The organism is Pontibacter sp. CAU 1760 (assembly GCF_054482735.1).
This window is the reverse complement of the sequence record NZ_JBTLRL010000019.1, coordinates 32,135-46,298: the sequence shown is the minus strand read 5'-3', so window position 1 is coordinate 46,298 and position 14,164 is coordinate 32,135. Positions and strand designations below refer to the sequence as shown.

Here is a 14,164-nt window from a genome sequence, read left to right as displayed (position 1 = left end):
CTCACAAGCTGAAACTTTCTTGCTTGTAGCTGGCTTCTAGTGCAATAGGCTGAAAAGGATGCTACACAACAGGAAGTACTTGAAAGAGAATCGGCGTGAACTAAGGCATAATCTTACACCTGCTGAGGCGGAGTTATGGAAACATCTGCAAGGAAGCCAGTTGGCAGGCCGCAAATTCAGGCGACAGCATAGCATTGGCAACTTTATACTTGATTTCTATTGCTCCTCTGAAAAGATGGCCATCGAACTTGACGTATGTAGTAGCAGAACAAATGGATATGGAGCGAGATGGAACCTTGAGACAATTAGGTAAAAAGTCCTCCGCTTCGAAAACAAAGAGGTGTTCCAGCACCTAGATACAGTCCTCGAGGAAATTATCAACCATTTCAAAAATTAAACCCTAGTAGCTATACCTCACTTACCGCCAAAATAGCAAAAATAACTTCCCTCCTTGGATTAGTGAGAACGCGAGTTCGAAACTAACGAGCGTAGCTCTGAGGGGGCAGGGGGTGGTTGGAACCGGGCTTGTGAGAATACGCTTTACTCCGGCTTCTCGCGCATATCCGGGAACTGCTCGTTTTCCTTTTTGATAATGAGGTGTGGCTCGCCTTTGAAGCCGTTTAGCTCGTTGTGCTGATCGAAAGGTACTTTAATGCCGTGGTAATAGTCCTGCAGTTCGTAGTCTTTGCGGAGGGGGTGGCCCTCCCAGTCGGCGGCGCAGAGGATGCGGCGCATGTCGGGGTGGTCTGTAAAGTAAATGCCCACCATGTCAAAGGCCTCGCGCTCGTGCCAGTCTGCGGTGCGCCAGATGTGGCTGACGGTGGGCACGTGCGGAATGGGCTGCTCCGGCGTGTTGTTGCGCGGCACTTGCACTTTCAGCATTAGGTGGTGGTCGTAAGGGATAGAGTAGAGGTTATAGGCCACTACCAGCGTGCCTGCCTCCGGTCCATTGTCGATGCCGGTAAGGCAGGAGAGGAAGTCGAAGTAGGTTTGCTCGTGGTCGTGCAGCGTGAGGCATACCTCCGCGAGGCGCTCTGTCTGCACCACAAGGTAGGACTGCAGGGGATCGGTTTTAGTCTCTACTACCACCTCTTCCCCAAACTGACTGCTTATAAAATCTTTTAGCTCCTCGAACGACACCGCTTTATGATTTTGAATGAGTGAATCTTGATTGACTGAATTAGGATAGTTGCGTCTCAGCATTAGCCAACGGCTGGCCTCGCTCGGCGGCACGTTTGGCCATGATTTGCTGCACCGCACGGGGGGCACGTATGGTTTCTTTTCGGATGATCTCCTGCAGCTGCAAAAAGCCACCAATCAGCGCTTCAGGCCTTGGAGGGCAGCCCGGCACGTACACATCCACCGGTATGATACGGTCCACACCCTTCACCACATGGTAGCCGTGCTCCCAGTAAGGGCCGCCGCAGTTGGAGCAGCTTCCCATCGAGATCACATAGCGCGGCTCGGGCATCTGCTCGTAAAGGCGGCGTACGCGGTCGGCCATTTTAAACGTGACGGTACCAGCCACAATCATCACATCCGACTGGCGCGGTGAGGCACGAGGTATGATACCGAAGCGGTCGAGGTCGTAGCCCGAGGCGTAGGCACCCATCATCTCGATGGCGCAACAGGCCAGGCCGAATCCCATCGGGAACAGCGAGGTAAGTCGCGCCCAGTTCAGCAGGTCGTCCAGCTTGGTGATAACAATGCCGCCTTCTCCAGTCTTTGCGTCCATGTGTGAGTTAATTACGAATTACGAATTTCAAATTACGAATGAACAGGTTCACCTTCATTACTGCCTGTCATTTCGAGCCTTGGCGAGAAATCTGAAGCCTGAAAATGTGTTGTTTCAAATCTCTCACAGCTGCGCTGGTTCTCTTTAGCTCTCGTCTCAAGAATGTTCGAGATGACAGCTATGAGCTTGCTATTTCTGAGGCACTGCCTGCAGTTGTTTTCCCCGGTCCGTATTGCCGTTCGTTTACGCGCTGGTACATGTCCATCGGAATTTTAGAGCGGCTTTTGGGGAGTATAGGCTGTGGCTTGATCCAGTCGAGGTGGCCTTTGGCCCAGGCGTAGGCGAGGCCCAGCACCAGGATGCCGATGAAAATAAACATTTCGATCAGGGCAAACCAACCCCAGGCGCCATCGGTGGCCTCAATCAAGTCGCGGCGGCCAAATACGGTTGCCCACGGAAAGAGGAAAGCCAGTTCGACATCAAAAATGATGAAGATAAGCGCCACCACGTAAAAGCGCGGGTTAAATTGCACCCAGGCATTGCCAATCGGCTCCTCGCCACTCTCGTAGGTAGTCAGTTTCTCCGCGTTGGGCCTGTCGGGGCGTATGAGTTTACTGGTCAGCAGGCCCATCATCACAAAGATGGCACCGCCGATCAGGAAAAGCAGGATTGTTCCGAAGTCAGATGTATAGGTTTCTGCCATAGCTGCAGCTGTTTACGCGAATTTACAACAAAAACCCGGGATTGTTTGCCTGGATACAGCTCTCGTAGGGACAGGTCGCGACCCAATGCTGTAAACTTAAGGCGAAGCTGTCATTCCGAGCCTTTGCGAGGAATCTGAAAAATCACATGACCATAAAAAATTCCAGATCTCTCCTTTCGTCGAGATGACAGATTGGATATAGCTTCGTCTTGAGTTGACAGCATTGGTTCACAATCTGCCCCTACGAAGAAGAAAAAAGCGGGCCTGTGTCTGCTGGAGACACAGGCCCGCTTTATAGATACCTACTGAATTTAAGCTACCACTTATAATACCCGTTCTCTTCGCCGTCGTTCAGGATGTCGGCGGCGGTGTCGGGGCTGCGGTGGATGTCTTTGAGTTTGCGCTCTTTCCAGATGGCCGCCGACTCGCGGACTACCTCCAAGTGGGCATCGGACTTGATGCGCTCTTCTTCCCGTTTGGCGTCTACTTCGTAATCGGTGCGGGACGCGAACTTGGCGTTGGCTACCGTGGTGCGGGTGTCGTATTGCTTCTGGCGCTCGGCCACACGCTGCATCTCCTGGGTAGTGCGCTCGTGCTCAATTCCTTTCAGGATATCGTCGTAAGGGCCTTTGCTGGAAATTAATTTCGTAAAGATAGGCGCTGTTTCGAGGCAGATGAACAGCAGCGTGATGAAGAACACCGGCAGCCACGGCAGTTCATCCAGTGCGTTGATACGCGCCATCAGGCCATCATACCTGGAGAAGCTTTCCTGCCCCTCGGCCACTGTCTTGTCGTAGTTTTGCATGAGCTCGTTGATGCGCTTCTCGCGCTGCAGGATGCGCTCGTTGGCGTTGGCCTGCAACAGTTTCAGTTCCTCATCCACCTTGTCATACTGCCGCTTTTTCTCTTCAAAAATAGGCCCCTTACCAATCTTGCCCGTACCGCCTGTGCCATCGGCCTCAGCCGCCAGTGCATCGTAAAGCAGGTTACGTTTCTGCGCTTTGGCCTCCACCTCCTGCCGTATACCGGCGATATCCGCCTTTATCGAATCGACCTCCACAAACTGCTTCCCCACCAATTGCTTATGGGCAATCGCCAGTTCGGCTTGCTTTTCCTTCAGCACGGCCTGTATCTCCTTGTCGAATATCTTCAGCTCCAGCGGCTTCGAAATCACCACGGCCAGTACCAATGCCAGGAAAATACGCGGGGTAACCTGCAGCAGCTCTTTCCAGATCTTGCCCTCCTTGCGGAGCGTGGACACGATAAAACGGTCGAGGTTGAAAATAACAGCACCCCACAGCAGACCGAAACCAATGGCCATCAGGGCAGAGTCGAAGACAGTATAGAGTGCATAGCCGCCGGAAATACTGGCGAGCAGGCCGGTAAAGAGCACGGTCGCACCGATACCGGCGTATTTGATGTGCTCTGACTTAGAGCATTTGTCGAGGATGGTATCATCGGCGCCAGCGCACCACCAAAAAAATCTTTTCATGTATAAAACGGTCAGCGGGGTAAGAGAAAAGCAGCCAAAGGGCTATCAATTAGTAAACGTATAAAAGTGTACGGCTTGTACAGTGTGTTTGGTTTAATTGTCTAAAAATCAGGCTGCTAATTCTGAGATTTGAACAGCTTTCATTTCAATTAAATTCAAAACTCTCCACCGCCTCATGCAGCTTTTCATATAGCAACAAAGATGCCATGCCGCTCACCAGCACCATGCGCGTATCCGGCGCCAGGTTTGGGCTCAGCCATACCTTGCCGTTGTTGATGACCTGCACCGTGCCCACCACCTTCTCGCCGTCCTTAAACTCATACCCAATCACATCCGACATCGGTAACCGTGCCCCTTCCAGTTTATAAAGCGGGGCAATGGTATAGGTCGTGTTGCGGTTCGACAGTTCGCCCTTAAACTTCCTTCGCTCGAGGTACTGGCCGGGGTCTACAGTAAGCAGGTGCCACTGGCCGCTCTCGGGGGAGGTAAAGTGACTGGCGTAATACTCCATGTTCGGCCCGACAGTAATGGTGACGCCGGTGTTGGACTTCAGCGATTTCTCTTTGAGCTTGCTGGCCCCGAATACGTACCACTCGCGCCCCTTTCCGTCTTGCAGGCTAAATTCATACTGCTGCTTAGCCTTGATGTTTTGGTAGCTAAAAATAGAGAAGCCGCCCATGTTCCGCCAGCCGCGGTGTACGTTGGCCACGGTATACTCCCCAATCTGGAAGTTGCCGTTTGGCTTGAGGAATTTACGGCCTGTGACCGGGAGTTCCTCTGCACTTTGCTGCAGTTGCGGGGCCACGGCCACCTGAGGAACCGTGCATTGTGCGAGCGCCAGCGCACCGGCCAGCGAGGCTAAAAGTAGCGTGTGTTTCATCGTGAGATGCGGTTAAGGTTACTGCTATACCGGGGTGCGGGCGTTGGAGTAGGGCGGTACTGAGAAAGATGCTGTTAACAGGAGAAAGGTTGCTTCAGCGCTTAAAAAGTTGAGAAACTTTAGCTGATCCTGTCATTTCGACCACCGGGAGAAATCTGAATGATAATACTAGTGATAGAAAAAGCAGATGTCTCCCGGTGGTCGAAATGACAACTTGGTTAATATGAAATGGCTCTGTTCTGACCAAAAACAGCAGCAATAGAAAAGGCAGGAAACGAACCCGCTTCCTGCCTTTTGCATATTCTCGTCATCAGATTTTATACCTCGTCTTCGTCCGGCAAAATATCCACATCCTGCACCAAAACCAGCTTCTCTATTTCGCGGGCTCTGGGGGTATTGGCCAGGCCGCCTTCTGCGGTTTCCTTGTACTTACGTTCCATGCTTTCGCCTACCTCGCCGAGGGCAGCCACGCACTGGTCTACCGGAATCACGGCATTTACACCGGCAATAGCCATCTGGGCAGATGAAAAGGCAATGGCGGCAGCACTGGCGTTACGCACAATACACGGGACTTCCACCAAGCCAGCGACCGGGTCGCATACCAGGCCCAGCATGCACTGGATGGTAATGGCCACCGCTGTGAATACCTGGTCTACGTTGCCGCCCAGGCAATACACAATGGCACCGGCAGCCATAGCACCGGCACTTCCCGTCTCGGCCTGGCAGCCACCGACTGCACCCGCCAACGAAGCGTTTTGCTCAATAATCAGGGCGATGCCTGCAGCGACCAGCAAGCTTTCATGTATGGTTCTGTCGTCCAGACCGTGCAGTTCCTGCAGCGTGGTGAGGGTGCCGGGTAGTATACCGGATGCGCCTGCCGTAGGGGCGGCCACCACGCGGCCCATGCATGAGTTGACCTCTTTGGCGCCGAGGGCACGCGAGATCAGCATCTGAAACTCCGGCGACAAAACTGTGATAGGCGACTTGGCTACTTTCTTGGCGCTGTTGTTCACCATGCCCGAGCGCGACTGCATGTTCTCCGTCAGGCCCGTTTGCACGGCGTCCTTCATCACATCATAGGCATGGGCCAGGTTCTCCCAGATAAACTCATCGGAGCGGCCTTTCTGCTCTTTTTCATACTCCAGCACAGGTTGGTACAGCGGCTCGCCCGTTTCAGCGCAATGCGCCTCCCAACTCTTGAAATCAGTGAATAATAATGACATAAGTGGTAGTTCTCTATAGCGTTAGGCAAACATGCCTATAGGGGCAATATAGCCACAATTTTTAAGCGCAGCTATACCCATAACATGCGCTGGGACCCGAATTGTTCGCACGCTTCCAATTCCATATTTTATCACGCGTTTCGTTGCGGCCCGTACAAAAAGAGAAAGCATTTTTTATGGCAGACTTAACGCAAGAGATAAAAGAAAAACTGTTGAAAACCTTAAGTAAGGTCGAGCATGGCCTTACCCAGGCAAAATTCAAAATAAAGGACAATTTGAATCTGCTCGAGGCGATCAACATCATGCCCTACTATGGGTTCGGCAGCGCGCACTATGTGTTTGTGAAAGGGCGAGTGCTGGAAGATGAAAACGTGCCAGCACCTAAAGCAGATGACAACACACTATCACACATCAAAAACACCTACAAGCGCTATGAATCCGATGAGATACCGGGCGCCAAAGTAAAAGCTTCTTTTGCGGGATATGAACAAGAGGTAATAACCGACGCGGAAGGGTATTTTGACTTGGAGTTCAGGTCCGATGTGCCCATCAACTACAGTGTTGCCGGCCAAAAAGTGAAGCTTCAGCTGCAGGAACGTATTACACCCCACGATGACCTGGAGGCCGAGGCGTATATCTTCACGCCGGGGAAAGATGCGGAGTTCGGCATTATCTCCGATATCGACGACACGGTGCTGGTTTCCCGTATCTCAGACTTCCTGGGCAAGCTGCGGATCATGCTGATGAAAAACGCTCTGGAGCGCAGCCCCTTTCCGGGAATCGCGGGTTTTCTGCGAGCGCTGTGCAAAGGCAGCGATGGCGAAGGCCATAACCCGCTCTTTTACGTGTCGGGCAGTGAGTGGAATCTATACGATTTGCTGATCAACTTTTTTGAGGCACACGACATCCCGGCAGGGCCGCTGCTGCTCCGCGACAAAGGCACCAAGTTAGACCGGGGCAAGTTTGAGACCAGCGAGGAGGAGTATAAGCAGGAGAAGATCCGACACATCCTCGACACCTACCCCGACCTGCAGTTCATCTGCATCGGCGACAGCGGCCAACAGGACCCTGAAACATACCAGAAAATAGTGCAGGAATATCCCGGCCGCATCCTCGGGGTATATATCCGGGATGTGACACCGAATAAGCGCGACAAAGAGGTAAACAAGATAGCTGTTGCGCTGCAACAAAAAGGCGTGGAGATGAAGCTGGTTGAGGAAACTTTTTCTGCAGCTAGACACGCTCTGGAGATGGGATGGATCAACGAAAGCCAGTTGGAACAAGTCAAGCGCGCCTGCGAAGCAGATGAGCAGGAGGAAGGGTAATACCAGAAAGCCCCCCTTCAAAAAAGGGACTTCCGCGGTTATGGGCATAAAAAAAAAACCGGCCCTTGCTATCTGGTAGATAACAAAGGCCGGTTTCCGTTTTATGAAGCTAAATTACTGCTGCGCAGCGGACTTCTTCTTATTCGCCGCCTCTATTGCGTCGTAAATCACCTGCTGCACGTTGGTGCGCACGTTCATCTGGCTGATTTTATTGTTCTCGCGCGTCGGGTATACCCGGTTCGAGAGGAACACATACACGAGGTCATGCTTCGGGTCGATCCAGGTGAAGGTGCCCGTGAAACCGGAGTGGCCGAAACTCTCGGGGCTGGCGCCTTTGGCTGCGTTGCCGTTCTCCACGTAAGGTGCGTTGATGCGGTCGAAGCCCAGGGCGCGGCGGTTGTCGGGGCAGAACTGGCAGCGGGTATAAGCTTCTATCACGTCTTCGCTGATGAGGCGCGTGCCGCCGTACTGGCCCTTCTGGAGGTATAACTGCATCAGCTTGGCCAGGTCGTTGGCGGTGCCGAACAAACCGGCGTGGCCCGACACACCGCCCAGCATGGCAGCGCCCTCGTCGTGCACGGTGCCGTGCAACAACTGCTTCCTAAACAGCGAGTCGATCTCAGTGGGTACGATGCGCGATTTCGGGAAGTAGCGCTCCGGCGTGAAGGTGAGGGTGGTGGCCCCGATCGGCTTGTAAATCTCCTCGCGCACGTAGTCTTCAAACTTCTGGCCCGTGATGCGCTCCACGATAAGCGGATAGAGGTAGAATGACAGGTCGCTGTAGACATAGCCCGGCTCCGGGTTCAGCGGCGACTTGCGGATTTCCTTATACAGCTTTTTAGCATACTTGCGGTGGATGTACAGGTCCTGCGCCACCTTGATCGGGAAGCGGGCCGAAGAGTCTGCTTTGAAGGTCGCCCACTTAAACTTGCCGTTTTTCTTCACGGTCTCTTTCCAGAACGGAATCCACGACTTTAGCCTTGCCTGGTGCGTCAGCATCTCCTGGAAAACCATGTTCTCTTTGTTCGAGCCTTCAAACTCCGGCAGGTAATCGGCCAGTTTCTTGTTGAAATCAAACTTGCCCTCACTCTGCAACTTCATCAGCGCGGCCAAAGAGGAGCTAATTTTGGTGATAGAGGCCAGGTCGTAGATGTCGGTGTTCTGCACGGCCTGTGTCTTCTCGTAGGTATGGTAGCCGAAAGATTTCTGGTAGATGACGTTTCCGCCCTTTGCCACCAGCACCTGCGCACCTGGCAAGGCACCGGCCTTTATCGCCTGGTTCACCAAGGTGTCGATGCCGCTCAGCACCTGCGAGCTCAGGCCAACTGCCTCGGGGTAGGTATAGCGGAAGCGCAGGTCACCTCTGGTTACCAAGCCTTTGTTCTGGGCATAGGCAGGCGTGGCCGTTACCGGCATGCGCCCTCTTGCGCCCGAGCCTCCTAAGATCATCTGAGCCGCTATCTCCTGGGTGTTGTTGGTTTCCTGGTAGGCCATGATCAGCGTGTTGATCTTATCCAGCTCCTGGAACTTGGATACGGAGTAGGCGTTGCCGAAAATGCTCATCATCACGTTGCTGCGCTTACCGAGCTCCTTCACGAACACCATCATTTCGGGGGTGATGCCGTAGTTGGCGCCAGGCCTTGTGCTCACATTGTGCACCCCCACGATAATGGTGTTATACCCCTTCATGCGCTCTTTCAGGCGGTATAAACTGTCGATAGGGCTGTTGGCGGGCAGGAAGAAGTTCTGCACTGGCATGTACTCGGCCAGTTTCTGCTGGAAAGGCGTGGTCGTGGCAGTGCCTATGGCCAGCGCCGCCACACGCAGCGTGTCGATGCGTTGCAGCGGGATCTGGTTGTGCTTGTTCTGCAGCACTGTGACCGACTGCTCTGTCAGGGTGCGGTTCAGGAACTGGGCCTGTGTGTTGTTCAGGTCCTGGTATAGGTTAGCCAATTTCACAGGGGTATACTTGTGCAGGCCAGCCCAGTATTTGGCTTCCAACACACGCTTCACACGCGCATCCACATCCTGTTGCTTGATAAGGCCTTGCGCCACGGCTTTTTTGATGGCGGCAAAGCTGGAGTCGATGTTCTCGGGGAACTCCAGGATGTCCATACCTGCAACCAGGGATATGGCATCGGCGGAGCCGCCGGGGTAATATTTGGTTACGCCCTTCATGTTCATGGCATCCGAAAACACCAGTCCTTTAAAGCCCAATTGGTCTTTCAGCAAAGAAGTGATGACCGGCTTGGATAATGAAGACGGCAGGTTTGTGGTCGTGTCGAGGGCGGGGATGCTGAGGTGCGCAATCATCACGCCGCCCAATCCCTGCTTCATCAGGTACCGGAAGGGGTATAGCTCCAGCGTGTCGATGCGCTTGGCGCTCTGGTAAATGCTAGGCAGGTCGAGGTGCGAATCTACATCGGTGTCGCCGTGGCCGGGGAAGTGCTTGGCCACCGCCATGATGTCGTTGTCCTGCATGCCGCGCATATAGGAGGCGGCTTTGCGGGCCACGTTATACTTGTTCTCGCCAAACGAGCGGAAGCCGATCACGGGGTTGTTGGCATTGTTGTTCACGTCTACCACCGGCGCAAAATTCACGTGCATGCCGAGGCGCTTGAACTGGCGTGCCACTTCCACACCCATGTCATAAATCAGCGTGTCGCTTTGCACCGCCCCCAGCGTCATCTGGAACGGGAACTTCAGCACGCTGTCGAGGCGCATGCCGATGCCCCACTCGGCGTCCATGGCCAGCAGCAAAGGCACTTTAGCAAGTTTCTGATAGCGGTTGGTGAGGTGCGCCTGCCGTGCCGGCCCTCCCTGAAAAAACACCAGTCCGCCGATGTTATACCGAAGTATCTGCTGCGCCAGCGTGTCCTCGAAGGCGCGGTCGCGGTTGGAGTAGGCGGCCAGCATGATCAGCTGCCCGATGCGCTGGTCCGGTGTGAGAGTGGCAAACACAGAATCGACCCACTTTTTGCTGTTTTCCTGCTTTAAAAACGGCGGTTGCACCGTGGTGGGCTTTACGGGTTTTTTTGCCTTTTGCCCGTAAGCGGCAGGCACGGCAGCCAAAGCGAGGCACAGGAAAGACAGGTAAAGGGTGAGTCGTTTCAGGATCATAATGGGATGGTTTTAAAGCACTAATTCATCAAATATAAACTTTTAGCCTGTTCCGCGAAAACCGCAAAGGCACAAGCGCGCTTTATTCCGGCTCGTACCCGCTTTAAAGCACTTGTGGGGGATAATGAATTTAATGGGAAGGGGAGAGTATGCTGCGTTGGAAACCCGCGGCGGCTTGGCTCGTTTTTGTAAAGAAGCATTTAAACTGAGCAAGATGAGTACTACCACAAAGCATATCGCTATCCGGGTATATGGCAAAGTGCACGGCGTGTTTTTTAGGGCCAGCACGCAGGAGAAAGCACAGGAACTCGGTCTGACCGGCTTTGTAGAAAACGTGAAGGACGGCACTGTGTACATGGAAGCCGAAGGCCCCGCCGCCGCCCTAAAACAGCTAGAGAAATGGGCACACGTAGGCCCCCGCAAAGCCAAAGTAGAGAAGGTAGAGGTAAAGGAGCTAGACGAGCTGAAAGGGTTTAAGGAGTTTAAGGTAAAGCGGTAGGGGGATAAGATTGTGTTAGGATGATATGCAACTATATATTAACTTCATCCTATACAACTGAAATTTTCTACCCAAGCTAATGAATACAAGAATCCTGCACTGCTCAACTTCTGTTGAGAATTATAATATCTGTACAGATCAAAATGTTGCAGGGTTCTCTCATCGAGGGCCTCAGCCTGGTGACTTAATTTATTTAGCAGTAAAAGTTGGTAAGCAAACATTTTGCGGGGTACGGTTTACTCTGGATGCAGTAACCGATTTAAAGCCATGGCCGGATGCCGAGAAGTATGTCCACGCTTTGAGCATCAAAAATGTAGAATTTTGTACCCCCTTTGCTCTAAATATTTTATCAGAAGTTGGTGGGAAAAACTGGAGCATGAATTATGTACAACGATCAAAGCCTATTAAAGATGAGGCTGCACGTGAATTGCTGAATCAAAGTTTTGAGAGTAATAAAGTAGACCAATTCATACCTTATAATATTGCACCTCCATCGGATATAGCGGACAAAACTATAGTGTCAACTGCCAATGAACCCATTGATGTATATGAGTCTGTGGTTGATGACATACCCTTAATCCGTGATTCTTTCAGAATACAAGCCATACTTGCCGAGATTGGCGCACGTATGAATTATCAAATCTGGCTGCCCAAAAGTGATAGGAGCCGTATTTTGGAAATTTGGGGCGAAGATCAATTCCCAATTCTAAAAGACTTGCCTCTGAATTACGATTATGACACACTAAGCACTATTGAGAATATCGATGTGCTCTGGATTAAAGGGCATTCTATTATCCGAGCTTTTGAGGTTGAGCATACTACATCTATTTATTCAGGGATATTAAGAATGGCAGACCTGATGTCTCTGCAACCGAACCTCAGAATCAAAGCCCACATTGTTGCTCCTATGGAGAGAAAAGGAAAGGTAATGCAGGAGCTTTCCAGGCCTGTCTTTAGATATGTTTTAGCACATACCTGTACGTTTTTATCTTATACCTCAATTGAGGAATTAGCATTAGATAAAAGACTGAAATTTATGTCTGATAATATTTTAGAGGCATATGCCGAATCTGCTGAAGCGGTGTAGTCTGGTGTTTTTTTAATTAATTAACCCACCCCTGCCCCTCCGAGGAGGAGAATCTCAGCACGAGTTAAAATTCCCCTCCCTGGAGGGGTAGGGGTGGGTTGTTTTTAACACTTACTATTGGCATGTGTGGCTCGCTGCCTGCAACTCTCCTGGCCTGCTCCAAAATCCTTCCACAAAAAATCGCTTTCTTGCGTCGCGAAAACAGAATCACACACTTGCGATGCGCGACCGGGTAATACAATACACATTCTTCTTTATGGGCCTGATCCTGTTTGGGTTTGGCAATGCCATCGCCATTAAGGTGAAGTACCTCGGCCTGCACCCCTGGGAGGTGCTGAACGTGGCGCTGTACCAGAAATTCGGTTTCACGATAGGGGTATGGAGTGTGCTGGTGGGCTTGGTTGTGGTGGCCGTGTCGTGGTTCATGAACAAGAAATACATCAACATCGGCACTTTCCTTAATGCCCTGCTCATCGGCCCCATCATGGACTTTTTCCTGTGGCTGAACATTCTGCCAGAGGCCTCCCATACCTCCTGGGATTACCTGCAACTGGCCACCTCCATCGTGATTGTGGCGATTGGTGGTGGTTTGTATGTGGCTGGCGGCGTAGGTGCCGGCCCGCGCGACGGATTTATGCTGTCGATCTCGGAGCGCACCAAACTGTCGGTGAGCCGCGCCCGCATTATAGTAGAGTGCATGGTGCTGGGCATTGGCTACCTGCTGGGCGGCCCGGTTTTTATTGTCACGTTCTTCTATACCTTCCTTATTAGCCCCATATTCCAGGTTACGCTCCGGTTTTTCCAGAAGCTACGCATCACGCTTTCAGAAAAGGAGCCGGAGCGGGTGCAGGCCTGATGCCGTCCAACACAGGGTAGCGGGTATAAAGCAGGCCGGCATAGTGGTGGTGGCATCAACCTCCGCCGCAATTGCACGTTAGTACAGCATGCCAAATTTAGTTAGCCTTCCCCGCACCGCCATCCGATGAGCTATACCAAGCGTTTCCTGAAGAAAACCTGGGCGATAGTAAAGCATACCAAAGCCAATATCCGGGAAGATGAGCCGATTGTGTTTAGCGCTGCCATTGCATTTTTCACGATCTTCTCGATGCCGGCCATGCTGGTCGTGATTACCTTTATCGGCTCGTTGTTCTTTTCGGAGGATGCCGTGCGTGCTGAAATTGTGCGCAAAGTAAGCGAACTGATCAGTTGGAAGGCCGGGGCGGAAGTGCGCTCGCTGCTAGAGAACATTGCAGCTTTGGAACTGGGCTTTTGGGAGGTCCTGCTTGGTGTGATAGTCGTGCTGCAGAGTTCCTCCATCATGCTATTTGTGATGCAAAAGGCCCTGAATGCGGTCTGGAAAGTGAAGCTGCGGCCAGGCGTAAAAGTGCTTCGGGTGATAAAGTACCGCCTGGTAGCGCTGGCCATTGTGGTAGGCCTGGGCTTCCTGCTCTCCCTAAGCCTGATGCTCGACACGCTGATCACGGTGTTCGATGCACAGCTGCGCAGCCTTTTCGAGGAGCATTTCTCGCCAGCCATCCGCACCATCAATACCGCTTTCTACTTAGGGGTGGTGTTAGGCTTCTTTACCACCATCCATAAGGTGCTGCCCGACGCGAAAGTACAATGGAAAGACGCCATTGCCGGCGGTATTATCACATCGGCGCTTTTCCTGATAGGCAAAGAAATCATCAACTATTTCCTGGCCAGCATCCGGATTGTGGGCCTCTATGCCACGGCAGGTTCATTGGTAGCCCTGTTGCTTTGGGTGTTCTATTCCTCTATTGTGTTTGTGCTGGGCGCCGAAATAACCAAAGCCTATGCCAATAGCCGCGGCCGCGACGTAGTACCTAAACCCATCGCCGTAAAATACGAGAAGGTAAGCAGGGAAGAAAAGGAGAATGCCTGAAGCAGCCGCTCTTGTTGGCCCTCCAGCCCAGTCGAGTCACAGACTCGACCTTATACCCAAGTCCCAATTCAAAAGAATTGCGCCAGACATAGCAATTAAAACTCCCCTCCTTGGATTAGTGAGAACGCGAGTTCGAAACTAACGAACGTAGCTCTGAGGGGGCAGGGGGGTGACCCGGCTTGTAAACGCATTTA

13 protein-coding genes are annotated in these 14,164 nt (G+C 52.3%); 6 read left to right on the top strand and 7 right to left on the bottom strand.

Going from position 1 to position 14,164, the window contains the following annotated elements; translation table 11 throughout:
- Positions 1-58 precede the first annotated feature (58 nt).
- Positions 59-313 carry an endonuclease domain-containing protein gene (locus ACXYMU_RS19500; RefSeq protein WP_458988100.1) on the top strand — a complete coding sequence of 85 codons (255 nt, stop codon included), beginning with the start codon at positions 59-61 and terminating at the stop codon, positions 311-313.
- 227 nt (positions 314-540) lie between these two features.
- On the opposite strand, the gene ACXYMU_RS19495 is transcribed toward ACXYMU_RS19500, so the two are convergent.
- The 6 genes from ACXYMU_RS19495 to sdaAA all read right to left on the bottom strand — a co-directional run bounded on the left by ACXYMU_RS19495 (position 541) and on the right by sdaAA (position 6,033).
- Positions 541-1,140 (bottom strand): NADH-quinone oxidoreductase subunit C, encoded by a 600-nt coding sequence (locus ACXYMU_RS19495; RefSeq protein ID WP_458988099.1) that lies wholly within the window; start codon positions 1,138-1,140, stop codon positions 541-543.
- A gap of 40 nt (positions 1,141-1,180) precedes the next feature.
- A complete protein-coding gene (nuoB, locus tag ACXYMU_RS19490; protein WP_458988098.1) occupies positions 1,181-1,735 on the bottom strand; it encodes an NADH-quinone oxidoreductase subunit NuoB in 555 nt (184 codons plus the stop codon).
- Positions 1,736-1,913: 178 nt separating this feature from the next.
- Positions 1,914-2,438: an NADH-quinone oxidoreductase subunit A gene (locus tag ACXYMU_RS19485; RefSeq protein WP_458988097.1), complete on the bottom strand. Its 525-nt coding sequence runs from the start codon at positions 2,436-2,438 to the stop codon at positions 1,914-1,916.
- A 316-nt stretch (positions 2,439-2,754) separates the two neighbouring features.
- A complete protein-coding gene (locus ACXYMU_RS19480) occupies positions 2,755-3,930 on the bottom strand; it encodes a DUF4407 domain-containing protein (protein WP_458988096.1) in 1,176 nt (391 codons plus the stop codon).
- A 145-nt stretch (positions 3,931-4,075) separates the two neighbouring features.
- The gene (locus ACXYMU_RS19475) at positions 4,076-4,810 is read right to left on the bottom strand and encodes a hypothetical protein (protein ID WP_458988095.1); all 735 of its coding nucleotides are present in this window, start codon (positions 4,808-4,810) and stop codon (positions 4,076-4,078) included.
- Positions 4,811-5,127: 317 nt separating this feature from the next.
- A complete protein-coding gene (gene sdaAA / locus ACXYMU_RS19470; protein WP_458988094.1) occupies positions 5,128-6,033 on the bottom strand; it encodes an L-serine ammonia-lyase, iron-sulfur-dependent, subunit alpha in 906 nt (301 codons plus the stop codon).
- Between the two features lie 212 nt (positions 6,034-6,245).
- Here sdaAA and ACXYMU_RS19465 point away from each other — a divergent pair, with 212 nt between their 5' ends.
- Positions 6,246-7,358, top strand: a complete 1,113-nt coding sequence (locus ACXYMU_RS19465; protein WP_458988093.1) for an App1 family protein — start codon at positions 6,246-6,248, stop codon at positions 7,356-7,358.
- Positions 7,359-7,472: 114 nt separating this feature from the next.
- Here the strand turns inward: ACXYMU_RS19465 and ACXYMU_RS19460 are convergent, their stop codons facing one another.
- A complete protein-coding gene (locus tag ACXYMU_RS19460) occupies positions 7,473-10,478 on the bottom strand; it encodes a glycoside hydrolase family 3 N-terminal domain-containing protein (RefSeq protein ID WP_458988092.1) in 3,006 nt (1,001 codons plus the stop codon).
- A gap of 214 nt (positions 10,479-10,692) precedes the next feature.
- Between ACXYMU_RS19460 and ACXYMU_RS19455 the strand changes: the two genes are divergently transcribed.
- The 4 genes from ACXYMU_RS19455 (at position 10,693) to ACXYMU_RS19440 (ending at position 13,970) form a co-directional block, all read left to right on the top strand.
- Positions 10,693-10,977, top strand: a complete 285-nt coding sequence (locus ACXYMU_RS19455; RefSeq protein WP_458988091.1) for an acylphosphatase — start codon at positions 10,693-10,695, stop codon at positions 10,975-10,977.
- A 79-nt stretch (positions 10,978-11,056) separates the two neighbouring features.
- Positions 11,057-12,064, top strand: a complete 1,008-nt coding sequence (locus tag ACXYMU_RS19450; RefSeq protein WP_458988090.1) for a hypothetical protein — start codon at positions 11,057-11,059, stop codon at positions 12,062-12,064.
- Between the two features lie 220 nt (positions 12,065-12,284).
- On the top strand, positions 12,285-12,920 hold the full coding sequence (locus ACXYMU_RS19445) for a YczE/YyaS/YitT family protein (RefSeq protein WP_458988089.1): 636 nt from the start codon (positions 12,285-12,287) through the stop codon (positions 12,918-12,920).
- Positions 12,921-13,046: 126 nt separating this feature from the next.
- The gene (locus ACXYMU_RS19440; protein ID WP_458988088.1) at positions 13,047-13,970 is read left to right on the top strand and encodes a YihY/virulence factor BrkB family protein; all 924 of its coding nucleotides are present in this window, start codon (positions 13,047-13,049) and stop codon (positions 13,968-13,970) included.
- Positions 13,971-14,164: the final 194 nt, after the last annotated feature.

Excerpts from the sequence above, each read along its gene's own strand:
- ACXYMU_RS19480 (WP_458988096.1), bottom strand. The coding sequence starts at position 3,930 with ATGAAAAGATTTTTTTGGTGGTGCGCTGGCGCCGATGATACCATCCTC.
- ACXYMU_RS19450 (WP_458988090.1), top strand. The coding sequence starts at position 11,057 with ATGAATACAAGAATCCTGCACTGCTCAACTTCTGTTGAGAATTATAAT.
- ACXYMU_RS19455 (WP_458988091.1), top strand. The coding sequence starts at position 10,693 with ATGAGTACTACCACAAAGCATATCGCTATCCGGGTATATGGCAAAGTG.
- ACXYMU_RS19445 (WP_458988089.1), top strand. The coding sequence starts at position 12,285 with ATGCGCGACCGGGTAATACAATACACATTCTTCTTTATGGGCCTGATC.
- nuoB (WP_458988098.1), bottom strand. The coding sequence starts at position 1,735 with ATGGACGCAAAGACTGGAGAAGGCGGCATTGTTATCACCAAGCTGGAC.
- ACXYMU_RS19475 (WP_458988095.1), bottom strand. The coding sequence starts at position 4,810 with ATGAAACACACGCTACTTTTAGCCTCGCTGGCCGGTGCGCTGGCGCTC.
- ACXYMU_RS19485 (WP_458988097.1), bottom strand. The coding sequence starts at position 2,438 with ATGGCAGAAACCTATACATCTGACTTCGGAACAATCCTGCTTTTCCTG.
- sdaAA (WP_458988094.1), bottom strand. The coding sequence starts at position 6,033 with ATGTCATTATTATTCACTGATTTCAAGAGTTGGGAGGCGCATTGCGCT.
- ACXYMU_RS19500 (WP_458988100.1), top strand. The coding sequence starts at position 59 with ATGCTACACAACAGGAAGTACTTGAAAGAGAATCGGCGTGAACTAAGG.
- ACXYMU_RS19460 (WP_458988092.1), bottom strand. The coding sequence starts at position 10,478 with ATGATCCTGAAACGACTCACCCTTTACCTGTCTTTCCTGTGCCTCGCT.
- ACXYMU_RS19440 (WP_458988088.1), top strand. The coding sequence starts at position 13,047 with ATGAGCTATACCAAGCGTTTCCTGAAGAAAACCTGGGCGATAGTAAAG.